This is a genomic window from Serinicoccus hydrothermalis, assembly GCF_001685415.1.
Taxonomy (GTDB): domain Bacteria; phylum Actinomycetota; class Actinomycetes; order Actinomycetales; family Dermatophilaceae; genus Ornithinicoccus; species Ornithinicoccus hydrothermalis.
On sequence record NZ_CP014989.1, the window covers coordinates 2,452,155 to 2,474,336 of the forward strand.

Genomic DNA, 22,182 nt, shown 5'->3' on the forward strand with positions numbered 1-22,182 from the left:
TCTCCTCATGACCCCAGCAGCAAGGAGAGCCCGTGAGCGTCGCCGGTATGGGAGCCATCCCGATGGAGGGCGGCTACGCCTTCCGCGTGTGGGCGCCGAACGCGTCCGCGGTGAGCGTCGTCGGCGACTTCAACGGGTGGGACGCGCAGGCCCACGGCATGGAGTCCGAGGGCAACGGGCACTGGTATGCCGAGGTGTCGGGCGCGCAGATGTGGCAGCAGTACCAGTACCTGCTGACCCACGACGGGCAGAGCTTCCACCGCATCGACCCCCGCGCGCTCGCGGTGACCAACTCGGTCGGCAACGGCCTGCTCTACGACCACGGGGCCTTCGACTGGGAGGGCGACGACTTCACCCCGCCGCGGCAGCACGAGACCGTGATCTACGAGACCCACATCGGCTCCTTCGTCGCCACCGAGGACGGCCGCCCCGCGAACCTCGGCGACCTCATGGGCAAGCTGGACTACCTCGTCGGGCTCGGCGTCAACGCCATCGAGCTCATGCCGCTCATGGAGTTCGCCGGCGACTACTCCTGGGGCTACAACCCGGCCCACGTCTTCGCCGTCGAGTCCAGCTACGGCGGCCCGGACGCGCTCAAGACCTTCGTCCGGGAGGCGCACAAGCGCGGCCTCGCGGTCTACGTCGACGTGGTCTACAACCACTTCGGCCCCTCGGACCTGCCGACGTGGCAGTTCGACGGCTGGTCCGAGAACGGCAAGGGCGGCATCTACTTCTACAACGACCACCGCTCGGCCACGCCGTGGGGCGACACCCGCCCCGACTACGGGCGGCAGGAGGTCCGCGACTTCATCCTCGACAACGCCCGGATGTGGCTGCGGGAGTACCACGCCGACGGGCTCCGCCTCGACATGACGCCCTACATGCGGCGCGTGGACGGCACCCACGGCGACGAGATCCCTGAGGGCTGGGAGATGATGCGGCGGATCGGGGAGATGGTCCGCACCGAGTTCCCGCGCCACCTCGTCATCGCCGAGGACCTGCACGGGGTCGCGGCCGTCACCTCGACCGAGCCAGGTGGTGCCGCCATGCACGCCCAGTGGGACAGCAAGTTCGTGCACCCGGTGCGCGAGGCGCTCATCGCCCAGGACGACGCGCACCGGTCGATCGCCGCCGTCTCGGACGCGGTGACGCATACCTATCAGCACCCCTTCGACCGGGTGATCTACACCGAGTCCCACGACGAGGTCTCCAACGGCAAGGCGCGGATCACCTCGGAGGTCCAGGGCGACAACCCGAGCGGCTGGAACGCGCAGAAGCGCGCCACCCTCGGGGCCGCGCTCGTGCTCACCGCGCCGGGCGTGCCGATGCTCTTCCAGGGCCAGGAGTTCCTCGAGGACGAGTGGTTCCGCGACGACGTCCCGCTGGACTGGGAGCGCGCCTGGGCCTTCCGCGACATCACCCAGATGTTCCGCGACCTCGTCCGGATGCGGCTGAACGTGGATGGCGGAACGGCGGGGCTCTCCGGCCCGCACACCAACGTCGTCGCCTGCGACGAGGACGCCAACGTGCTGGCCTACGTCCGCTCGACCGGCGACGGGCAGCACGCGCTCGTGGCGATCAACCTCTCGGCGAGCGCGGTGCAGCGGCCGGTGGACCTGCCGGGCAGGCGCTGGACGGTGCGCTTCAACAGCGACGCGCGGGCATACAGCCAGCTCTTCGGCGACCACCCCACCCCGGACATCGACGCCCGTGACGGCCACGGGACCCTCGACCTCGGGCCCTACTCGGTCGTGGTCTACGCCCCGGCCTGACTCTCGTCCGTCGTCGGGTCGGCCACCCGGCGCAGGTGGTCGGGGGTCAGGCCGTGCTCCAGGCCCCAGCGCACCGCCTGCGAGCGGCGGGTCACCCCCATCTTGCGGTAGGCCGTGCGGATGTAGGTCTTGACCGAGTTGATGGACAGGTAGCTGCGCACCGCGATGTCGTTGTTGGTCAGGCCCTGCGTGATGAGGATGATGATCTCCGCCTCGCGCGCGGAGAGGCCCTCGGCGCGCCCAGGCCAGTCACCGGGCGAGTGCGGCTCCGGCGCGGGCTGGCGACTGGTGGCCGGCTCCACGACCACCTCGCCCGAGGCGACCCGCTCCAGGGCGGTGACCAGCTCGGCACCGCTGACGGTCTTGCCGATGTAGCCACGGCAGCCCTTGGCGAGGGCGACCTCGACGAGGGCGGGGTCCAGGTGCCAGGTGTAGACGACGACCGCCCCGGGGTCCGGGCTCTCCAGCACGCCGTCGAAGTCGTCGCCGTCGACCTGGGGCTCGGAGAAGGTGTCGTAGAGCGTCACGTCGACCGACTGCTCCACCGTCACCCCGGCCCCGATCTCGACGACCGACACCCGGTCCTCGAAGGGTTTCAGCATGGCGTGGAGGCCCCGGACGACCACCTCGAAGTCGTTCATCAGGGCCACCCGCAACGGGGAAGCGGCGACCATGCGCAGCACTGTACGCTCCCCGTCCGCAGGGAGCAGCGCGAGCCGTCACGCACCTGCTCGCGCGTTGGTCGCGCGACTCTCACCCTTTCGGATGTGGCAGCGCGACCCGGCCGCTGCCTATGCTACGGCCGTGCCAGGGACCGTTGCTGTGCTGACCATGTCGCGTGGACACCACGACCATCTGCTGGCCCAGGTCGACGGTCTCTCGGTCGGCACCACACCACCGGACGTCCACGTCGTCATCTCCATGGGCGACCGCGACCTCACCCGTGGCCGACTCCCGCTGGGCACCGACCGGTGGCGCACCATCGTCAAGCCGGTGCAGACCGACCGGCGTGCCTTGCCCTACGCCGCGGCCCGCAACCTGGCCGCCGAGCTCGCCGTCGACGCCGGCGCCGACGTCCTCGTCTTCCTCCACTCGGCCGTCATCCCCGGTCCCCGCACCCTCGAGCGGTATGCCCGCGCCGTCGCCGAGCGTGACGACCCCGACCTGCCCGAGGGTCCCGTGGTGTGGTGCTCGCCCGTGCTGCGCCTGCCCCCTGTCGACAACCCGGCGGTCGGCTACCCGCTGCGCAAGCTGGACGAGCTGAGCCGGCGGGCCCCCGGTGCCCCGGTGCTGGCCCCGGGCGAGGTCCGGGTCGAGGAGCGGCTGCACCTGTTCTCCCCCGCCAGCTTCGCGGTGAGCGCGCAGGACTACGCCGCGGTCGGGGGGTTCTGCTCCGACTACGCGGGGCCGGGCCTCGAGGCCGCCGACTTCGCGCGGTGCCTGCGGCGCGCCGGCGGCTCCATGGCCTGGGTCGGGGGAGCCGAGGCATACCGTCAGCCGACCGAGCCGCCCACCCCCGAGGAGGAGGCGCGGTATGCCCGGCGCCACGTGGAGTCGTGGCGTGAGCGCTGGGGCGCCGAGCCGGACCACCCGTGGCTGACCCGCCTCGTCGGCGAGGGCGCCATCCGGCGCGACGCGAACGGCCGGATCGCCGATCCGCCCCGCCGCTGAGGCCAGGTCCGGGCGGCAGAGCGGCACGGGGCACACTGGAGGTATGACCGCCGTCCCCCCGCTCGTCGAGCCCGGGCCCGCGCTGACGCCCGAGCAGGTGTCGCGTTACTCCCGGCACCTGCTCGTGCCCGGGATGGGCATGACGGCGCAGCGCCGGCTGCTGGCCTCGCGGGTGGCGGTCGTCGGGGCGGGTGGCCTGGGGAGCCCGGTCCTGTCCTACCTCGCCGCGGCCGGCGTCGGGCACCTCACGATCATCGACGACGACGACGTCGACGTCACCAACCTCCAGCGGCAGGTCATCCACCGCTCCGACGCGGTCGGCACCGCCAAGGGCGCGTCCGCCGCCGGCTTCGTGCGGGGGCTGAACCCGGACGTCTCGGTCGAGGTCCGGCATACCCGCATCACCGCGGACAACGCGCTGGAGCTGCTGCGCGGCCACGACGTGGTGCTCGACGGGGCCGACAACTTCCCGACGCGGTATGCCGTCTCCGACGCCTCCGTCGCCCTCGGGATCCCGCTGGTGTGGGCCGCGGTGCTCCGCTTCGACGCCCAGGTGTCGACCTTCGTGCCGGGGATCGAGGACGCGGTCTCGCTGCGCGACCTCTTCCCGGTGCCGCCGCGGCCCGAGGACGTGCCGAGCTGCTCCGAGGCGGGGGTGCTGGGTGCGCTCGTGGGGCAGGTGGGCTCGATCATGGCGGCGGAGGCGGTCAAGCTGGTCTGTGGCTTCGGCGAGCCGCTCGTCGGGCGGGTGCTGCTCATCGACGCCGTCTCCCAGCGCACCCGCGAGGTGCCGCTGCGCCCGGTCGGCGCGGTGGTGCGGCCGGTGGAGCGCGAGCACGTCCGCGAGATCGTGCCGCTGCCCGAGGTCTCGCCGCAGGAGGTCCGGGACCTCCTCCCGGGCGTCGCGTCCGGTGGCCCGACCCTCCTCGACGTGCGCGAGCCGGCCGAGCACGAGCTCGGCACCGTGCCCGGTGCGCTCCTCGTGCCGGTGGGGGAGGTGCTCAGCTGGGAGGAGGTCGACCACCACCTGCCGGACGGGCCGGTGGTCGTCTACTGCAAGGCCGGCCCACGGGCGCAGCGTGCGGCGGCGCACCTCGTGCGCCTGGGGCGGGAGGACGTCAGCGTCATGACCGGCGGGATCCTGGGCTGGATCGAGCAGGTCGATCCGAGCCTGCCCAGCTACTGAGCCCATGCCCGTCCCGCCACCCCCCGTCGACCTCGTCGTCCTGGCCGGCGGTCGCGGCAGCCGGCTGGGCGGTCGCGACAAGGCCGCGATCGTCGTGGGTGGCCGGACCCTGCTGGCGCGGATCCTCGCGACCGACCTCGGCGGCCGCGTCGTCGTGGTGGGGGAGACGCCGGTGCCGGAGGGTGTCCGGCGGACGGTGGAGGACCCGCCGGGCGGTGGGCCGGTCGCCGGCATCGGCGCGGGCCTCGACGCCCTGGCCCGTATGCCTCCGGTCCCGGCCCCGGCCGCCCCGCCCCCGACCGCCCCGCCCCCCTCACCGACCGGCCCGCCCCCCTCACCGACCGAACACCCCGGACGTCCGGGGTGTCCGGTCGGGGATGAGGGGGCCCGGCGGGGTGAGGCGACCGGACATGAGGGGGCCCGGCGGGGTGACGCAACCGGACATAGCTTGCGTCCGGACTGGGTCGCGGTCTGTGCCGTCGACCAGCCGGGCGCGGCAGAGGTACTCGCTGCGTTGCGTCAGGCCGTGGGCGAGCTGGGGGACGACGTCGACGCGGTATGCCCGCGCTTCGACGGGCGGTCGCAATGGCTGCTGGCCGTCTACCGCCGGTCGGCGCTGAAGGCCGCGCGGGCGGCGCTCGACGGGGACGCGGGCGCCTCGGTGCGCGCGCTGGTCTCCCCGCTGCGCTGGCGGGAGGTCGAGCTCGACGCGGCCCAGCTCGGTGACATCGACACCCCCGACGACCTGGAGCGTTGGTCCTCAGCCCTTGGTGGATGAGGCGGGCGGCCACGGGGTGCCCGTGAGTGCCGCCCAGCCCGCGGCATACGTGCTGGACGAGACGTCACGCAGCCGGTGACGCTCGCACTGACCGCCGGTTCGTCACATCTGAGCCTGTTCGAGGGGGCTCTCAGATGACGAACCGGCCCAGAGAGGACGAACCGGCTCTCAGTAGCGCCGGGCCAGGCTGATCCCTCTGGCAGGGTGGGCGGTATGGACGTGGTGCTGCGACCCGCGACGCCGCAGGACGCCGAGGCGGTCGCGACCGTGCGCATCGCCGGGTGGTGGGGCGCCTACCCAGGCCTCCTGCCGTCGTCGCTGCTCCATGCGCTCGACGTCGCCAGCGAGGCGGAGAACAGGCGCCGGCGGTGGCCCGAGCTGCATGACGACCCACGGGTCGTCGACCTGGTCGCCGAGGTGGACGGGCTGGTCGCGGGGTGGGCGGTCGCCGGGCCGGCGCACGACCCCGAGCGCCCGGACGACGGCGAGCTCTACGGCCTGTACGTCATCCCCCGCTTCTGGTCCACCGGACTGGGGCACCGGCTGCTGGTCGCCGTCGAGGAGCACCTGCGCGCCCAGGGGTGTGCCGTCGCCCACCTCTGGGTGCTCGCCGGCAACGAGCGGGCCGCCGCCTTCTACGAACGGCACGGCTGGCTCGAGGACGGCGGCACGCAGCTGGACCGCCGGGGCGGGCACGAGCTGCTCGAGCGCCGCCGGGTGCGTGACCTGCGGCAGGGGTGATCGCGGGCGGCGGCATACCGGGTGATCTGCGAGACTGGCGTCATGGCGACGGTGAGGTACTTCGCCGGGGCCGCCGAGGCCGCCGGCACCGAGAGCGAGCGGGTCGACGCCGAGGACCTGGGGGCGCTGCTGGCGGACCTGCGCGAGCGGCACGGCGCCGAGCTCACCCGGGTGCTGGCCCTGAGCTCGGTCCTGCACGAGGGGCAGTACGTCTCCGACCCGCAGCTGCGGCTCGAGCACGACGCCGTGCTCGACGTGCTGCCGCCCTTCGCCGGCGGCTGACAGAACCGCAGGTCGGCCGGGGCGGGCACCACTCCGGCGACCCCGGATGCACGCACCCCGACGCCTCGACGCGGGCGTCCTCCCCTTGACGAATCACCACACAGGGGTTTGACTGACAGTCTCAGATGTGCACTGAAGGGGCGCTCATCTGTGCGGCAAGGACTGCTGGGTGAGCGCCATGACGAAGGAGTCACAGATGCGACGAGTCCGGGACGTCCGGTCCGCCTCAGCGCAGGGGAGCCGCTCGAAGGTGGTCGCGCTCACGGGTGCGGGAGCCCTGCTGCTCGCCGGGTGCGGCGGCGGTGACGAGCAGACCGCCGGTGACACGCTGACCATCGCCGTGGTCGACAACGGCGACCTCGACACGCTCCAGGAGATGAGCGAGGCCTTCCTCGCCGAGCACCCGGACGTGGAGATCGAGTGGGTCCGGGAGGGGGAGAACGAGCTCCGGGAGACGGTGACGACCGACGTGGGCACGGGTGCCGGACGCTTCGACGTCGCGACGGTCGGGACCTACGAGGCGCAGGTCTGGGCCGACCAGGAGCTGCTGACCCCGCTCACCGACATGCCCGAGGGCTTCGACGCCAGCGCGTTCATCCCGGAGGTGGCGGACGCGCTGAGCCACGAGGGCACGCTGCAGGCGGCTCCCTTCTACGGCGAGTCGACGTTCACGATGTACCGCACCGACCTGCTCGACGAGGTCGGCGTCGAGATGTCGGACCGGCCGACGTGGGACGACGTCGTGGCGGCGGCGACCGCGATCGACGAGCAGACCGACACCGCCGGCGTCTGCGTCCGCGGCAAGCCCGGCTGGGGCGAGAACACCGCCGTCGTCACCGCCATGGCGCACTCCTACGGCGCCCGGTGGTACGACCCGGACTGGAGCCCCGAGCTGGACAGCGACGCCTGGCGCCAGGCGAGCGAGACCTACCTCGCGCTCGCCGGGATGGCGCCGGAGGGAGTCGCCGACGCCGGGTACACCGAGAACCTCGCGCTCTTCCAGGACGGGGAGTGCGGCATCTGGGTCGACGCCACCACCGCGGCCCACTTCGTCACGGACCCCGACACCTCGTCGGTCGCGAAGGACGTCGGCTTCGCCTTCGCGCCGGGCACCGACGCCGGCCGCGCGAGCAACTGGCTGTGGGCCTGGGCGCTGGCGATCCCCGCCAGCTCGGAGCAGCCCGAGCTCGCCAAGGAGTTCATCACCTGGGCGACGTCGGAGGGGTATGCCGAGCTCGTCGCGCAGGAGCAGGGCTGGGCGGCGGTGCCCGCGGGCAACCGCACCGACCTCTACGAGAACCCCGACTACACCGAGGCCGCGCCCTTCGCCGACCTCGCACTGGAGTCGATCCAGACCTCCCAGATCGCGGAGCCGACGACTCAGCCGGTCCCCTACATCGGGATGCAGTACGTCGACGTGCCGGCCTTCCAGAGCCTCGGCAACGCCGTCGGGGAGCAGTACTCCACCGCGATCGAGGGCGAGCTGAGCCTCGACGAGGTGCTGGAGCGATCCCAGTGGGTCGCGGACGAGACGATCGAGCAGACCCGTCTGCTCGCCGAGCAGGACCAGGACTGAGGGGACGCCACCATGGCACGCACCGTCGAGCAGATCGACCAGCAGATCGCCAGCACCGACCCCGAGCTCCTGCCGGTCGGCGAGCACGAGAAGCACGGGGCCAAGCACTTCGCCGGCCTCTACGCCGCGGAGAACGTCGCGGGCACCGAGTTCGTCTTCGGCGCGACCTTCGTCATCCTCGGGGCCGGGATCTGGGACGTCCTCATCGGGCTCCTCATCGGCAACGCCCTCGCCGTGCTCACCTTCTGGCTCATCACCACGCCGGTCGCGCGGGAGGTGGGGCTGAGCGTCTACACCTACCTGCTCCGGTTCGGCGGCAGCTCCATCTCCAAGATCTACAACCTCGCCAACGCGATCGTCTTCTCGGTGATCTCGGCCGCGATGCTCACCGTCTCGGCGACCGCCGTCCAACGGGTGATCGGCATCCCGACCCAGGAACAGGCATACCCGACGCACCTGGGGTTCGTCATCCTCGTCGTGGCCTTCAGCATCGTCGCCGTGCTGGTCGCCGTCTTCGGCTTCAACGCGCTGGCCGAGTTCGCGACGATCTGCGGCCCGTGGCTCGCGGTGATGTTCACCGTCGGTGGCCTGGTGCTGCTGCCGGCGGTCGCGGAGTCGGTCACCGGCGTCACCCAGATCGGCAGCTTCCGGGAGTTCGTCGACATCGCCGGCGCCACCGTCTTCACCGGGGTCACGCCCGGCGGCGAGGAGGGCATCGGCATGATCGAGGTGGCCGGCCTGGCCTGGGCCGCCAACAGTTTCGCGCACGCCGGCATGATCGACATGGCGCTGCTGCGGTATGCCAAGAAGGGCTGGCACGGTCTCATGACCTCGACCGGTATGCTCTTCGGCCACTACGTCGCGTGGTTCTCCGCCGGTCTCATGGGTGCCGCCACCGCCGCGCTCACGCTGACGAGCATCACCGTCCTGTCGCCCGGGGACGTCTCCTGGGTCGCGCTGGGCTGGGCCGGCTACGTCACCGTCGTCGTCGCCGGGTGGACGACCGCCAACGCCAACCTCTACCGCGCGGGCCTGGCGACGCAGGGCGTCTTCCCCTCGCTGTCGCGTGGCCGGGCCACCCTCATCGTCGGCGTCATCGTCGTGGTCGTGGCGTGCTTCCCGTTCGTCTACCGCAACTACGCTCCGCTCGTGACCTGGGCGGGCGTGCTCCTGGCCCCGGTGGGCGGGATCGTGTATGCCGAGCACAAGCTCTTCCCGCGGTTCGGCCTGACGGAGTACTGGGCCCGCTACAAGGGCGTCACCAACATGCCCGCGATCCTCGCCTGGGGCATCGCGTTCGGCGTCGGCGTCTTCATCAACCTCACCCAGATCATCTCGCCGTACTTCGCCTTCGTGCCTGCGTGGATCATCGCCAGCCTGCTCTACGTCTTCTTCGCGAAGCGGGCCGGAGCGGCCGAGGACTACACCGAGGACGTCGAGGACCACGAGCTCTTCCTCGAACGCGTGCAGGCATACAAGCGGGAGCAGGCGGAGTCCCTCCCGGGGCACGTCAAGGACACGACGACGGTGACCCGGGTGCTGCGCGGGATCTGGATGCTGGCGCTGCTGGTGATCCTCGTGTATGCCTTCATCGTCTTCCTCGACAGCCCGGACATCTACACCTATCTCACGCAGCGCAACACCTTCTACACGATCGCCATCACGGGCACGATCGTCTACTTCGTCTGCGCCTACTGGGAGCTGCAGCGGGGGAAGGTGGTGGACCGCAAGGCCTACGAGGCGGCCAAGGCCGATGCCGGCAGCCCGGACGAGGGCGGCGAGGGCGGCGAGAAGGAGAAGGTCGGCGCCCCGGCCTGAGGTTCTCCCAAGGCCCCCACATCCCCGAGTGCGGTCACCTTCCTGCAACCTCCATCGCCCTACAGGGTGATGGAGGTTGCAGGAAGGTGACCGCAGTCGGGACAAAGGCGTTGCGGCTGGGCGCCCCGCGGGGTCTCATGGGCCGATGAGCATCAGGCTGACCACCCCGGGCGTGGACGACCTCGGGCAGGTCCTCGGCGCGCTGCGCAGTTGGCAGCTGCCCGGCGCCCCCGTCCAGCTCCACCCCGGCGACGTGGGCTGGTTCTGGCGGCACGGCCCGGAGGCGACGGCGGCGGCGCTGCGGGTCTGGACCGCGCCCGAGGGCATACGCGCCGTGGGTCTGCTCGACGGACCGGACCTGCTGCGGGTCGGCCTGCGCCCCGATGCGCAGGACGACCGGGAGCTCGCCGAGCGCGTCGTCGCCGACGTGTCCGAGCCTGCCCGCGGGGTGCTGCCCGAGGGCGAGGTCGCCGTCGAGACCCCGAGCGGCGCGCTCGTGCACGACCTGCTCGGCGAGCGCGGGTGGGGCGAGGACGAGCCCTGGGCCGTGCTGCGGCGCGACCTCGCGCGTCCGGTGGCCGATCCCGGTATGCCGGTCGAGACCGTCGACGCCGGCACGGCCGAGCAGTGGGCGCAGGTCCACCGGCTGGCCTTCGGCGGCACCGTGTCGCTGGAGGACACCCTGACGAGGTGGCACCGCTGCGCGCAGGGCGAGGCGTGGGCGGACGCCCGCTGCCTCCTGCTGCGCGACGGCGACGGGGCGCCGGTCGCCGGCATCATCGTCTGGACCGCAGGGCCGGGCCGGGTCGGGGTGGTCGAGCCGATGGGGGTGCACCCGGAGCACCGCGGCCGGGGCCACGGCCGCGCCGTCACCCTGGCCGGGGAGGCCGCGCTGCGCGACCTCGGCGCCGCCGCAGCGGTCGTCGCCACGCCGCTGAGCAACACCGGTGGCGTCGCGACGTACACCTCCGCCGGCTTCGAGCGGCTGCCCGACCGGCGCGACCGCCGCCGGGGCTGAGCGAGCGCCAGACCGGACGTCCGGTGGGGTCAGCCGCCGATGGCGCTCATGGGCCGGGGCGGCTGCAGGAAGGTCGGCTGGTTGATGCCGTGCCCGGGCAGCTTGGCCGTGATCGAGGCACGCAGCAGCGCGGCCAGCTCGTCGTCGTCGGCCCCGTCACGCAGCGGCGTGCGCAGGTCGGTCTCGCCCGCGGCGAAGAGGCAGTTGCGGATCATCCCGTCGGCGGTGAGGCGCACCCGGTCGCAGCTGCCGCAGAAGGGCATCGTCACCGAGGCGATGGCACCGACCGTGCCGAGCGGCGCGGTGTCGGGGTCGGCGCCCATCGGCCGCACGTCGAAGAGCTCGGCCGGGGCGCTGCCACGCGCCTCGTCCGGCTGCGCGGTGAGGTCGTAGCCGGTGCGCAGCTTGTCGAGGATCTCCTCGCCGGTGATCATCTGCGAGCGGTCCCAGCCGTGCTGGGCGTCCAGCGGCATCTGCTCGATGAAGCGCAGCTCGTAGCCGTGCTCGAGGGCGAAGTCGAGCAGCCCGACCACGTCGGCGTCGGCGTCGTTGATGCCGCGCATGAGCACGGTGTTGATCTTGACCGGCACCAGGCCCGCGTCGGCGGCGGCGCGGATGCCGGCGAGGGTGTCGGCAAGCCGGTCCCGCTTGGCCAGCGCGATGAAGACGTCGCGGCGCAGCGTGTCCAGGCTGACGTTGACCCGGGTCAGGCCGGCCTCGCGCAGGGCGGAGGCGTTCTTGGCCAGGCCGACGGCATTCGTCGTCATGCTGATCTCGGGCGCCGGGTCCAGCGACGCGAGCCCGGCGACGACGTCGACGAGGTCGCGGCGCAGCAGTGGCTCGCCACCGGTGAGCCTGACCTCCTCGATCCCCATCGAGACGGCGACGTCGGCGAGGCGCACGATCTCCTCGGTGCTGAGCATGGTGGCCCGGGGGAGCCAGGGCACGCCGTCCTCGGGCATGCAGTAGGTGCAGCGCAGGGAGCACCGGTCGGTCACCGAGATCCGCAGGTCACGGTGCACCCGGCCGTAACCGTCCACGAGCGGCTCGCGCGTCACCACGTGTGGTCACCCCCGCTCACCTGCGAGAGCACGTGGCCCAGCAACGGGCTGATGATGTCCATCCCCTCGGTCACGGCGGCGGGTCTCCCGGGCAGGTTGACGACGAGCGTGCCCCCGACGCCCCGGTCCTCCGGCCAGTCGACGACGCCGACCACGCCACGCGAGACGGCGGCGTACGGCGTCTGCTTCGAGCCTTCGCGCCGCATCAGCTCGGCCAGGCCCGGGTTCTCCCGGGTGATGACCTCGCGGGTGCCCTCCGGGGTGAGGTCGCGCGGGCCCATCCCGGTGCCGCCGGTGGTGACGACCAGCCGGGCCCCCTGCGCGACCGCGTCGCGCAGCGCGCCGGCCACGCTGTCCACCCCGTCCGGCACGACGACGGGCTCGGTCACGGCATACCCGATCTTGCGCAGCGCCTGCACGAGCAGGCGGCCGGACTCGTCCTCGCGTCGCCCGTCCGAACGGCGGTCGGACACGGTGATCGCCACCGCGCCCTCGCGGCGCGGCTCGGTCTGCGGGTCCTCGCTCATCGGTCCAGTCTAAGAGCCGTGGGCGATGACGGCTCGCGCGGTCGACGCGTCACAGCAGGCGGCCGACCGCCCGGTCCGCGGCGAGGAGGAAGCGGAGCACGACCTCGCGCTCCTCCTCGGTGAGCTCGGCGTCCACCTGCTGCAACTCGGAGAACATCGGGACGAGGTGCCCCATGAGCTCCTCCCGCCCGCTGTCGGTCGCGACGACGGCGGTGCGGCGCCGGTCGGTCGGGTGCGGCTGGCGCTGCGCGTGGCCCCGCGCGACGAGCCGGTCGACGATGCCGCTCGCGGCGGCCGAGGTGACCCCGAGCCGCTGGGCCAGCTCGGTCGGCCCGACCGGCTCGTCCATGACGTGCTCCAGCACCGCCAGCTCGGTATGCGTGAGGCCGGCGCGGCGGGCGAGCGCGGGGTTCGCGCGGCGCCCGGAGTCCAGCAGCCGGCGCAGCGCGTCGAGGACCGCGCCTGGCTCCCACCCGTCGACCCACCGGGTCTGCGGCTCTCGGCTGTCCTGCGCCGCCGCATCCGTGCTACGTTCTGTCACGAAATATCTCACTTAGTTAGGTATCTACCTGACGACTGTGGCCCAGACTAGCCCCGGAGGTCAACCCCCAGATGTCTCGACTGCTCTCCACGTTGACCGGTCCGCGGTCCTGGATCGTCGCCCTGGTCGGGCTGCTGCTCGGGGCCGCGATCATCGGCGGGGTGGGCCAGGCCGAGCGCACGGCGTCCGCGCTGGACACCCTGCCCGCCGGCTTCGACAGCACCGAGGGGCAGGCGCTGCTCGACGAGCTGCCGGACGAGGGGACCCAGGCGGCCATCATCCTCTTCACCGCGGACGACGGGATCGAGGAGTCGCTGCCCGACCTGGCCACGCTGGTGGAGGACGTCGCGCCCGAGGGTGCGCAGGCGCCCCAGACCGGCGGTCAGCCGGGCGGCTCCGGCGGCGGGGGCGAGGGCCAGCCGAGTGACTCCGGTGGTGAGGGCGGCGGCCAGCCGGCCGACGCCGGTGGTGAGGGCCAGGGCGGACCACCGCCGGGCCTCTCCGGGGAGTTCGCCGTCATCCCCTCCGAGGACGGCACGGCCGCCATCAGCATCATGGACATCGAGACGCCCACCGCCACGCAGACCCAGCAGGTCGTCTCCACCCTGCGGACCGACCTCGCCGAGGGCGCCCCCGACGGGGTGACCGCCCAGGTCACCGGCCCGGCGGGGATCGAGGCCGACCTGGCCTCCGTCTTCGACGGCGCCAACATCACCCTGCTCGCCGCGACCGCCAGCGTGGTCGCGCTGCTGCTCATCGTCACCTACCGCAGCCCGGTGCTGTGGATCATCCCCCTGGCGGTCGTCGGCGTCGCCGACCAGACCGCGGCCAGCGCGGCCACGCACGTCCTGGCGGCGGTCGGCATACCGTGGGACGAGTCGACGATCGGGATCCTGTCGGTGCTCGTCTTCGGCGCGGGCACCAACTACGCGCTGCTGCTCATCAGCCGCTACCGCGACGAGCTGCGCACCCACTCCTCGCGGCACGAGGCGATGGCGCTGGCCCTGCGGCGCGCCGCGGAGGCGGTCATCGCCAGCGCCAGCACCGTCGTCGTCGGCGTGCTGTGCCTGCTGCTCTCCGTCTTCCCCTCGACCCGCGGCCTCGGGCTCGCGTGCGCCGTCGGGGTGCTCGTCGCCATGGGCTTCGTCCTGCTCCTGCTGCCGGGGGCGCTCGTCCTCTTCGGGCGGTGGATCTTCTGGCCGCAGGTGCCGCGCGAGGGCCAGGCGGTGCTCGCCGACTCGCGCTCGCTGTGGCGCCGCATCGGTGACGCGGTGGCGGCCGCGCCCGCGGCATACATCGCCGGGACGCTCGTGCTGCTGGCCGCGATGGCCTTCGGGCTCACCCAGCTGCGCAGCGGGCTGGCGCCGGAGGACCAGTTCCTCGAGACGCCGGAGGCGATCACCGCCGCGGAGCGCCTCGCCGAGTCCTTCCCGGCGGGCACCTCCGACCCGCTCGTCGTCGTCACCCGCGGCGACCAGGCGCAGGTCGACGACCTCGCGGCGGCGGTCGAGGACGTCGACGGGGTGACCCAGGTGACCCCGGTCGAGCCCACCGACGGCATCGGCCAGGTGCAGGTCGTGCTCGGGTCCGAGCCCGGCAGCGACGAGGCCGAGGCGGCGGTCGGCGACATCCGCGGCGCGGTCGAGGGGTATGCCGACACCCACGTCACCGGCGGCGACGCCACCTCGCTGGACGAGGCCGACGGCAACGTGCGTGACCGCTTCGTCGTCCTGCCGCTGGTCCTGGCGCTGGTGCTGGTGACCCTCATGGGGCTGCTGCGCTCGCTGCTCGCCCCGGTCATCCTCGTGACCTCGGTCGTCGCGACCTTCTGCGCGGCGCTCGGCGTCTCGTGGTGGGTGTTCACCGGGATCCTCGGCTTCAGCGCGATCGACTCGAGCATGCCGCTGCTGGCCTTCCTCTTCCTCGTCGCGCTGGGGGTCGACTACAACATCTTCCTCATCACCCGGACGTTGGAGGAGGCCGGCGAGCACGGCACCCGCGACGGCATCCTGCGGGCGCTCGGCGCGACCGGCGGTGTCATCACGAGCGCCGGCATCCTGCTCGCCGCGGTCTTCGCGGTGCTGGGCGTGCTGCCGCTCGTGGTGCTGGCCCAGATCGGCGTCGTCATCTGCATCGGTGTGCTGCTCGACACCCTGGTGGTGCGCACGGTGCTGGTGCCGGCGATCGTGCGGGTGCTGGGCGAGCGCTTCTGGTGGCCGCGGAAGGTCGACCACGCGGGCCGGCACCGGCCGGAGGAGATCGAGCCGGCGCAGGCCTGAGCCGCTCCCGTGGTCAGGAGCGGCCGGTGAAGAGCTGGTCGACCGGCGCGTGGTCGTCGGTGAGCACCTCGGCCCCCTCCGCCAGCTCGTCGACCCGCTCCGGGGTGAGCGCGCGCATACCCCCACCGTGCTCGGCGGTCGCCGCCTCCACCGCCGCCGGGTCGAGCGGGGCGTGCGAGGCGAGGACGACGAAGTTGCCGCCGGGCTCGGGCCGGTCGTCGTGGGTGAGGACGGCGACGTGCTCGAAGAGCGTGCGCAGCGTCGCGACCTCGGCGGCCAGGAAGTCCAGGCCCTCGTAGTCGATGATGTTGAGCGCGACGAGCCCGTCCGGCCGAAGCACGCGGTCGACGTCGGCGAAGGTCTCGGCGGTCGCGAGGTGCCAGGGCGCGGCGACCCCGCCGAAGGCGTCACCGACGTAGACGTCGTAGCTGTCCGTCTCCAGCGCGGCGACCGCCACCCGGCCGTCCTGCACGTCGACGGTGAGCCGCTCGGACTCCGGCAGCGGCAGCTCCTCGCGGACGAGGTCGACCACGCCGGGGTCGATCTCGACCACGGAGTTGGTGCCCGCCTCGCGGTGCGCGACCTCGTAGCGCGGCAGCGTCATCGCGCCGCCGCCCACGTGGAGCACGTCGAGGCGCTCGTCCGCCGGCGCGTGGGTGTCGAGCGCGCCCGCGAGGGTGCGGACATACGCGAACTCGAGGTATGCCGGGTCGTCCAGGTCGACGTAGCTGTGCCGCAGCGTGTCGAGCACCAAGGTGTGGCCGCCCTCGCGGTCGGGGTCGGCGACGACGGAGGCGCAGTGGTAGCGCGTCTCGACCTCGCACGGGTCGGGCGCGAGGAGGCCCAGCCCGACGGAGGCGACCGCGAGGGTGAGCGCGCCGGCGGTGCCGATCGCGGGCTCGACACCGGCGCGGCGGGTGGTGAGGACGAGGGCGAAGCCGCCGGCCATGAGCAGCACCCCGGTGACCAGCAGGATGACGCTGCTGCGCAGCAGGGCGACGAGGACGAAGCCGGTGAGGAAGGTGGCCGCGATCGCGCCGAGGGTTCCGATCGCGGAGAGCCGGCCGACGACCGAGCCGGTCTCGGTGAGCGCGCTGAGCTGGAGCTTGACCACCATCGGTGGGATGGCCGAGAGCACGGCGGCGGGCGCGAAGACGGTGACCGCGGCGAGGAGCAGCGCCATGGCCGCGGACTGCTCGGGCGGGGTGAAGGCGGTGACCCAGCGGATCGCCGGGCTGACCGTGAGCACGAGCGCGCCGCCGAGGACGAGCAGCGGGCCGATGAGGCCGCGCGGCGAGGTGCGGTCGGCGGTGGCCCCGCCGGCCCAGGCGCCGAAGGCGATCGCCGCCAGGGCGAGGCCGATCACCGCGGTGTTGGTCTCCATGGTGATGCCGACGTAGGGCGCGATGAGGCGCAGCGCCGTGATCTCGAGCACGAGCACCGCGGCCGAGGAGAAGAAGGTGACGACCGCGGCGACCCAGGGGGTCAGGCCGAGCGGGGCTTGCTCCGCGGCGGCGGCGGCGTGGTCGTCGGCATGCGGGTCGTCGGCGGCGTCGGGCGGGTCGGCGCTGTCGGGGCGGGGACTCACCCGTGCGAGCCTACGGGGCGGTCTGAGGTGCCGCCGCCCCGCCGGTCGCCGGCGGCTCAGTCGCGCACGTGCGTGCCTGAGCCGCTCTCGTCGGGTGTGTCGCCGGGACGGTTCGACTCGAGTGCGGCGCGGTGCCAGGTATGCAGCTGGTCGACCTCGCGCTCGCCGGGCATGAGGCCCGTGGCGAGCGTCCGCCGGTCCTCGCCGCGGAAGACGATCCGGTCCGGTCTGCGCGGGGCCGGTCAGACCTCCGTCACCCGGGTCCAGGGGATGAGGCGCGGGCCCTGGAGGAGGCCGCGGTGCAGGCCCTGCGCGTCAGCGGTGACGTCGTCGTCGCCGCGCAGGAGCGTGGCCAGCATGACGAGGACCAGCACGAGGAGGGCTCCGGAGACGACCCGCCACCACGTCGGAAGACCGGTCCAGCCCATGACGGCGGGGAACCAGACCAGGATCAGCAGGCTGAAGCCCACCACCTGGACCCAGTGCTGGGTGCGGGGCGCACGGATCCGGACCGGGGGCATACCGGATTCTGTCACTGCGCTTCTGAGCCGGTCTCGTCCGGCGCGTCGCCGGGACGGGCCGGCTCGAGAGCGGCGCGGTGCCAAGTACGCAGCTGGTCGACCTCGCGCTCATCGGGCATCGGGCCCGAGACGACCGTGCGCCCGTCCTCACCGCGGAAGACGATCCGGTCCGGTCTGCCGGGGGCCGGCCGGACCTCGGTGATCTCGGTCCACGGGATGAGGCGTCGGCCCCGGAGGATGGTGCGGTGCAGGCCGTTCGGGTCAGCGGTGATGACGAGTGCTCCCGACAGGAGCCAGACGAGGATCGACGCCGAGCCCACGGCGGCCACGACGTCGAAGACCGCCCACGGCCCACCCTCCGGCCAGCTGTCGGGGATGCGCGCCACCGGGGCCGCAAGGATGATGACCCACAGAGCGACCTGCCCCCAGAGCTGGAGTCGGGACGGCAGGATCCGGACCGAGGGCATACCGGAGTCTGTCATCGCCGGGAGGGGTGCGCCACACCTCGCGCGGGTGCGTCGACCGACCGCGCATCCCGCATCTCCCCCGAATTCGACCTCTCGTTTCGCTGCCATGGCGAACAAAGGAGAGGTCGAATTCCGGCCGGCTGGCGCTCGGCTCGCAAACCGTGCGGCCGGTCGGCGCAGACCGTGCGGCCGGTCGGCGCAGACCGTGCGGTCGGTCGGCGCAAACCGTGCGGCCGGTCGGTCAGGAGGGGGCGGCGAGCTGTGCGGCGGGGGCGGTGGGGCTGGCCGAGGTGGCGTGGTGGCGGCCGATGGGCAGGACCATGGGCTTGCCGGAGACCGGGTCGGGGACGACCTGGCTGCGCATTCCGAAGACCTGCTCGACGGCGTCGGCGGTGAGGACCTCCTCGGGCGGGCCGCTGGCCAGCAGCCGGCCCTCGCACATGGCGATGAGGCGGTCGGCGTAGCGCGCGGCGAGGTTGAGGTCGTGCAGCACCATGACCACCGTGGTCCCACGCTGCCGGTTGAGGTCGGTGAGCAGGTCGAGCACCTCGACCTGGTGGCTGATGTCGAGGAAGGTCGTCGGCTCGTCGAGCAGGAGCACATCGGTGCGCTGCGCCAGCGCCATGGCGATCCACACCCGCTGCCGCTGGCCGCCCGACAGCTCGTCCACCGCCCGGTCGACGAGCCCGGCCGTGCCGGTGAGCTCCAGCGCCTCCGCCACCGCCAGGTCGTCCTGCGGCGACCAGCGGGCCAGCATCTTCTGGTGCGGGCTGCGGCCGCGCGCGACCAGGTCGCCCACGACGATGCCCTCCGGCGCGATCGGCGACTGAGGCAGCAGGCCCAGCGTCCGCGCGACCTCCTTGGTCGGCTGGGTGTGCAGGGCCTTGCCGTCGAGGAGCACCTGGCCCTCGCTGGGTCGCAGCAGCCGGGCGAGGGCGCGGAGCACGGTCGACTTGCCGCAGGCGTTGGCGCCGACGATGACGGTGATCCGCCCCGGCTCGATGCTCAGGTCGAGCGACTCGACGACGGTGCGGTCGCCGTAGCCGAGGCGGACGTGCTCGGCGACGAGGGTGTGCGAGGCGGTCACAGGGAACCTCCGGCCCGGTTGGTGCGGATGAGCAGGTAGACGAGGAAGGGCGCGCCGAGTGCCCCGGTGATGACACCGACGGGGTAGCGGGTGCCGAAGGCATACTGCCCGGCGAAGTCGGCGCCGAGGACGAGCACCGCGCCGACGAGGGCGGCCGGGACCATGAGCGAGCCGCCCGAGCCGACGATGCGGGCTGCGATCGGGCCGGCGAGGAAGGCGACGAAGGCGATCGGTCCGGCGGCGGCGGTCGCGAAGGCGATGAGCGCGACCGCGGTGATGATGGCGATGACCCGGGTCCGCTCAACCCGGGTGCCGAGCGCGGAGGCGGCGTCGTCGCCGTGCTGCATGAGCACGAGCCCGCGGGACTGGCTGAGCAGCAGCGGCGCGAGCACCGCGAAGGCGATGACCAGCGGCAGCACTGTGGACCAGGTCGCGCCGTTGACGCTGCCGGTGAGCCAGCGCATCGCGACCTGCAGGTCCCACGACGCGGCGCGGATGATGACGTAGGCGACGACGGAGTCGAGCATCGCGGAGATGCCGATGCCGATGAGGATCAGCCTGGTGCCGGCGACCCCGTCCTTGTAGGCCAGGAGGTAGATGAGCAGGGCCGTCGCCAGCGCCGCGAGGATCGCGACGAGCGAGACGTAGGCCGCGTCGAGCCGCAGCACGACGAGCGCGAAGACGGCGGCCGCGCTCGCACCCGCACTGATCCCGATGATGTCCGGGCTGGCCAGGGCGTTGTGGAGCATGGTCTGGAAGGTGACCCCGGCCATGCCGAAGGCGGCTCCCGCGACGAGCGCGAGGGTGGCGCGAGGTATGCGCAGGGTCCCGACGACGAAGTTGGCGCCGGGCACGTCCTGGCCGAGCATGACGCGGACGACGTCGCCGAGCCCGTAGACCGTGTCGCCGATGGTGAGGCTGACGAAGAAGAGGACGACGGCGAGGATGCCGAGGATCACGCTCGCGGTGCCGCGACCGCGCGCCCGGCGTCGACGCCCCTCGCGCACCCGGTCCAGGGTGCTGGCCGGGGGCTCGGTGCGGGCCTCGACCTCGCCGGCGTCGGTGCTGGTGGTGGCGCTCACAGGGCCCGTCCTCTCATGCGGCGGACGACGGCGATGAAGACCGGCGCGCCGACCAGCGCGGTGATGATGCCCACGTCGACCTCGGCGGGCCGGGCCACCACCCGGCCGACGACGTCGGCCACGGTGAGCAGGGTGGCGCCCACGACCATCGAGAACGGCAGGAGCCACCGGTGGTCCAGGCCCACGAGCAGCCGGCAGGCGTGCGGCACGACGAGACCGACGAAGCCGATCGGCCCCGCGATCGCGGTCGCGGCGCCGCAGAGCATGACCGCGCCCACCGCGGAGAGGATGCGGGTGAGGATGACCCGCTCGCCGAGGCCCGCGGCGAGCTCGTCGCCCAGGGCCAGGGCGTTGAGGCCGCGCGCCACCGCCAGGCAGACCAGCGCCCCCACGACGAGGAAGGGCACGGCGGTCATGATCCGCGGGTAGGTCGCGCCGCCCACGCCGCCGATCTGCCAGAACCGGAAGGAGTCCATGACGTCGATCCGGGGCAGCAGGACGGCGCTGATGAGCGAGCCGAAGGCCGCGGAGGTCGCCGCACCGGCCAGCGCGAGCTTGAGCGGGGTGGCGCCGCCGCGCCCGAGCGAGCCGACGGCATACACGAAGGTCGCGGAGACGGCGGCGCCGACCATCGCGACCCAGATGTAGGCGGTGGAGGAGGACATGCCGAAGAAGGCGATGCCGACGACCACGAAGAGCGAGGCGCCGGAGGTGACGCCGAGGATGCCCGGGTCGGCCAGCGGGTTGCGCGTGACACCCTGCATGACCGCGCCCGCCAGCCCCAGCGAGGCGCCGACGAGCATGGCCAGGATCGTGCGGGGTATGCGCTTGGCCACCGCCGCCTGGCTGATGTTGTCCTGGCCGCCGCCGAGGGCGGCGACGAGGTCCTCCCAGGCGATGTCACGGGCCCCGAAGGTCACCGAGAGCAGGCCGCAGAAGGCCAGGACGAGGACCGCGAGGACCAGCCAGAGCGCCCGGGACGTCGCCGACGGGCGCCGCGCGGGCGACTCCGGCGGCGACGTCTCGGGTGCGGTGGTGGTCGTCACCGGCTGCTGGTCAGCGCCTCGTTGAGGAGCCCGAGGTAGTCCGACAGGCCCCACTCGATCGCTAGCGGGCTCGGGTTCGCCGCGGCGGCCAGGGGCGTGTTGTCCTCGAGGATCGCGACGGCGCCGCTCTCGATGGCGGGGATCTGCCCCATGAGCGGGTCGTTCTGGACGAGGTCGAGGATCTCGCCGTCCGGGTCGCCGTAGGTGATGAAGACGTCGACGTCCTCGAGCAGGTCGCTGTTCTCGGCGCTCACCGTCTCGTAGAACGCCTCGGACTCGGCCGAGCGCTCCTCGACGATCTGCGGGGTGCTCATGCCGATGTCGCTGAGGAAGCCGGCCCGCGGGTCGTGCGTGGTGTAGAAGCCGATCTGGCTGATGTCGTTGGGGTCGACGTAGCTGAACAGCGGGGCCGCGCCCTCGAGGTCGGGGTACTCGGCGAGGGTGTCCTGGATCTGCTGGTCCAGGTCGTCGATGAGCGCCTGGCCCTCCTCCGGCATGCCGATGGCCGTGGCGTTCATCTCGATCATGTCGTTCATCGAGGTGCCCCAGGCGATCTCGGGGTAGGCGACGACGGGGGCGATCTCGCTCAGCGTGTCGTAGTCCTCCTGGGTCAGGCCGGAGTAGGCGGCGAGGATGACGTCCGGCTCGGTGCCCGCGACGGCCTCGAAGTCGATGCCGTCGGCCTCGTCGAACAGCACCGGGGTCTCGGCGTCCAGCTCGGTGAGGGCGTCCTCGACCCAGGGCAGCACGCCGTCGCCGTCGTCATCGCCCCAGGCGGCCTCGCTCATGCCGACGGGCACGACGCCGAGGGCCAGCGGCACCTCGTGGTTGGCCCACGCGACCGTGGCGACCCGCTCCGGCTTCTCCTCGATCGTGGTCTCGCCGAAGGCGTGCTCGATGGTGACCGGGAACGAGCCCGACCCCGCCTCGGCGGAGTCGCCGGAGTCGGCGCCCTCGGAGGCGCCGGCGGAGTCGCTGGAGTCCCCGGCGGTGGTGCCGCTGTCGCCGCAGGCGCTCAGGGCCAGGGCGGCGGTGAGGGCCGTGGCGGTCCCCAGGACGCGAAGCGTGTGCATGTTGCTCCTTAGTGAAGTTAGGTAAGGCGAACTTAATGTATATCCTGGCGGTGGATGTGACCGAATGC

General features: G+C 72.8%; 21 protein-coding genes. 10 read left to right on the plus strand and 11 right to left on the minus strand.

The window, feature by feature from the left end:
• Positions 1–32: 32 nt before the first annotated feature.
• Positions 33–1,772, plus strand: coding sequence for an alpha-amylase family glycosyl hydrolase (locus tag SGUI_RS11415; RefSeq protein ID WP_237141340.1), 1,740 nt, complete (start codon positions 33–35; stop codon positions 1,770–1,772).
• Here SGUI_RS11415 and SGUI_RS11420 read toward each other — a convergent pair.
• Positions 1,757–2,446, minus strand: a complete 690-nt coding sequence (locus SGUI_RS11420) for a response regulator transcription factor (RefSeq protein WP_066643312.1) — start codon at positions 2,444–2,446, stop codon at positions 1,757–1,759. The two genes, SGUI_RS11415 and SGUI_RS11420, sit on opposite strands and share 16 nt — an antisense overlap.
• A 130-nt stretch (positions 2,447–2,576) precedes the next feature.
• Between SGUI_RS11420 and SGUI_RS11425 the strand changes: the two genes are divergently transcribed.
• From SGUI_RS11425 to SGUI_RS11460, 8 genes are all read left to right on the plus strand, one after another.
• The gene (locus SGUI_RS11425; RefSeq protein ID WP_157621824.1) at positions 2,577–3,443 is read left to right on the plus strand and encodes a glycosyltransferase family 2 protein; all 867 of its coding nucleotides are present in this window, start codon (positions 2,577–2,579) and stop codon (positions 3,441–3,443) included.
• A gap of 43 nt (positions 3,444–3,486) precedes the next feature.
• Positions 3,487–4,629 (plus strand): ThiF family adenylyltransferase, encoded by a 1,143-nt coding sequence (locus SGUI_RS11430; RefSeq protein WP_066640240.1) that lies wholly within the window; start codon positions 3,487–3,489, stop codon positions 4,627–4,629.
• A gap of 4 nt (positions 4,630–4,633) precedes the next feature.
• The gene (gene mobA, locus SGUI_RS11435; RefSeq protein WP_066640248.1) at positions 4,634–5,407 is read left to right on the plus strand and encodes a molybdenum cofactor guanylyltransferase; all 774 of its coding nucleotides are present in this window, start codon (positions 4,634–4,636) and stop codon (positions 5,405–5,407) included.
• 213 nt (positions 5,408–5,620) lie between these two features.
• Entirely contained in the window at positions 5,621–6,148 is a 528-nt protein-coding gene (locus tag SGUI_RS11440) for a GNAT family N-acetyltransferase (RefSeq protein ID WP_066640252.1), read from the plus strand.
• A gap of 42 nt (positions 6,149–6,190) precedes the next feature.
• Positions 6,191–6,430, plus strand: a complete 240-nt coding sequence (locus SGUI_RS11445) for a MoaD/ThiS family protein (RefSeq protein ID WP_066640255.1) — start codon at positions 6,191–6,193, stop codon at positions 6,428–6,430.
• 178 nt (positions 6,431–6,608) lie between these two features.
• A complete protein-coding gene (locus SGUI_RS11450) occupies positions 6,609–8,006 on the plus strand; it encodes an ABC transporter substrate-binding protein (protein ID WP_237141509.1) in 1,398 nt (465 codons plus the stop codon).
• 12 nt (positions 8,007–8,018) lie between these two features.
• Positions 8,019–9,824: a purine-cytosine permease family protein gene (locus SGUI_RS11455; protein ID WP_066640262.1), complete on the plus strand. Its 1,806-nt coding sequence runs from the start codon at positions 8,019–8,021 to the stop codon at positions 9,822–9,824.
• A gap of 145 nt (positions 9,825–9,969) precedes the next feature.
• Positions 9,970–10,842 carry a GNAT family N-acetyltransferase gene (locus tag SGUI_RS11460; RefSeq protein ID WP_066640264.1) on the plus strand — a complete coding sequence of 291 codons (873 nt, stop codon included), beginning with the start codon at positions 9,970–9,972 and terminating at the stop codon, positions 10,840–10,842.
• A gap of 29 nt (positions 10,843–10,871) precedes the next feature.
• On the opposite strand, the gene moaA is transcribed toward SGUI_RS11460, so the two are convergent.
• Genes moaA through SGUI_RS11475 form a run of 3 tightly spaced genes read right to left on the minus strand, consistent with a single transcriptional unit; the run spans position 10,872 to position 12,971 of the window.
• Complete coding sequence (gene moaA / locus SGUI_RS11465) at positions 10,872–11,903, minus strand: GTP 3',8-cyclase MoaA (protein WP_066640268.1); 1,032 nt, start codon at positions 11,901–11,903, stop codon at positions 10,872–10,874.
• Positions 11,897–12,430: a MogA/MoaB family molybdenum cofactor biosynthesis protein gene (locus SGUI_RS11470; protein ID WP_066640281.1), complete on the minus strand. Its 534-nt coding sequence runs from the start codon at positions 12,428–12,430 to the stop codon at positions 11,897–11,899. The genes moaA and SGUI_RS11470 overlap by 7 nt, the downstream gene beginning before the upstream one ends.
• Before the next feature lie 49 nt (positions 12,431–12,479).
• Entirely contained in the window at positions 12,480–12,971 is a 492-nt protein-coding gene (locus tag SGUI_RS11475; protein WP_083190654.1) for a MarR family winged helix-turn-helix transcriptional regulator, read from the minus strand.
• Positions 12,972–13,042: 71 nt separating this feature from the next.
• On the opposite strand from SGUI_RS11475, the gene SGUI_RS11480 reads away from it, so the two are divergent.
• Positions 13,043–15,250, plus strand: coding sequence for an MMPL family transporter (locus SGUI_RS11480; protein WP_066640284.1), 2,208 nt, complete (start codon positions 13,043–13,045; stop codon positions 15,248–15,250).
• 13 nt (positions 15,251–15,263) lie between these two features.
• Here SGUI_RS11480 and SGUI_RS11485 read toward each other — a convergent pair whose 3' ends face one another.
• The 7 genes from SGUI_RS11485 to SGUI_RS11515 form a co-directional block, all read right to left on the minus strand.
• A complete protein-coding gene (locus SGUI_RS11485) occupies positions 15,264–16,838 on the minus strand; it encodes a fused MFS/spermidine synthase (RefSeq protein ID WP_083190655.1) in 1,575 nt (524 codons plus the stop codon).
• A 242-nt stretch (positions 16,839–17,080) separates the two neighbouring features.
• A complete protein-coding gene (locus SGUI_RS11490) occupies positions 17,081–17,359 on the minus strand; it encodes a hypothetical protein (protein ID WP_066640287.1) in 279 nt (92 codons plus the stop codon).
• An 11-nt stretch (positions 17,360–17,370) separates the two neighbouring features.
• Complete coding sequence (locus tag SGUI_RS11495; RefSeq protein ID WP_066640290.1) at positions 17,371–17,826, minus strand: hypothetical protein; 456 nt, start codon at positions 17,824–17,826, stop codon at positions 17,371–17,373.
• A gap of 241 nt (positions 17,827–18,067) precedes the next feature.
• Entirely contained in the window at positions 18,068–18,913 is an 846-nt protein-coding gene (locus SGUI_RS11500; RefSeq protein WP_066640293.1) for an ABC transporter ATP-binding protein, read from the minus strand.
• Entirely contained in the window at positions 18,910–19,995 is a 1,086-nt protein-coding gene (locus tag SGUI_RS11505; protein WP_066640296.1) for a FecCD family ABC transporter permease, read from the minus strand. The genes SGUI_RS11500 and SGUI_RS11505 overlap by 4 nt, the downstream gene beginning before the upstream one ends.
• Positions 19,992–21,041 (minus strand): FecCD family ABC transporter permease, encoded by a 1,050-nt coding sequence (locus SGUI_RS11510; RefSeq protein WP_066640299.1) that lies wholly within the window; start codon positions 21,039–21,041, stop codon positions 19,992–19,994. The genes SGUI_RS11505 and SGUI_RS11510 overlap by 4 nt, the downstream gene beginning before the upstream one ends.
• On the minus strand, positions 21,038–22,114 hold the full coding sequence (locus tag SGUI_RS11515; protein WP_066640301.1) for an iron-siderophore ABC transporter substrate-binding protein: 1,077 nt from the start codon (positions 22,112–22,114) through the stop codon (positions 21,038–21,040). Before SGUI_RS11515 ends, SGUI_RS11510 begins: the two co-directional genes overlap by 4 nt.
• Between the last annotated feature and the right edge of the window lie 68 nt (positions 22,115–22,182).

Bases quoted from the DNA above. Each gene is read 5' to 3' on its own strand.
- SGUI_RS11420 (WP_066643312.1), bottom strand. From the start codon at position 2,446: ATGGTCGCCGCTTCCCCGTTGCGGGTGGCCCTGATGAACGACTTCGAG.
- SGUI_RS11430 (WP_066640240.1), top strand. From the start codon at position 3,487: ATGACCGCCGTCCCCCCGCTCGTCGAGCCCGGGCCCGCGCTGACGCCC.
- mobA (WP_066640248.1), top strand. From the start codon at position 4,634: ATGCCCGTCCCGCCACCCCCCGTCGACCTCGTCGTCCTGGCCGGCGGT.
- SGUI_RS11440 (WP_066640252.1), top strand. From the start codon at position 5,621: ATGGACGTGGTGCTGCGACCCGCGACGCCGCAGGACGCCGAGGCGGTC.
- SGUI_RS11445 (WP_066640255.1), top strand. From the start codon at position 6,191: ATGGCGACGGTGAGGTACTTCGCCGGGGCCGCCGAGGCCGCCGGCACC.
- SGUI_RS11450 (WP_237141509.1), top strand. From the start codon at position 6,609: ATGACGAAGGAGTCACAGATGCGACGAGTCCGGGACGTCCGGTCCGCC.
- SGUI_RS11455 (WP_066640262.1), top strand. From the start codon at position 8,019: ATGGCACGCACCGTCGAGCAGATCGACCAGCAGATCGCCAGCACCGAC.
- SGUI_RS11460 (WP_066640264.1), top strand. From the start codon at position 9,970: ATGAGCATCAGGCTGACCACCCCGGGCGTGGACGACCTCGGGCAGGTC.
- SGUI_RS11470 (WP_066640281.1), bottom strand. From the start codon at position 12,430: ATGAGCGAGGACCCGCAGACCGAGCCGCGCCGCGAGGGCGCGGTGGCG.
- SGUI_RS11480 (WP_066640284.1), top strand. From the start codon at position 13,043: ATGTCTCGACTGCTCTCCACGTTGACCGGTCCGCGGTCCTGGATCGTC.
- SGUI_RS11490 (WP_066640287.1), bottom strand. From the start codon at position 17,359: ATGCCCCCGGTCCGGATCCGTGCGCCCCGCACCCAGCACTGGGTCCAG.
- SGUI_RS11495 (WP_066640290.1), bottom strand. From the start codon at position 17,826: ATGCCCTCGGTCCGGATCCTGCCGTCCCGACTCCAGCTCTGGGGGCAG.
- SGUI_RS11515 (WP_066640301.1), bottom strand. From the start codon at position 22,114: ATGCACACGCTTCGCGTCCTGGGGACCGCCACGGCCCTCACCGCCGCC.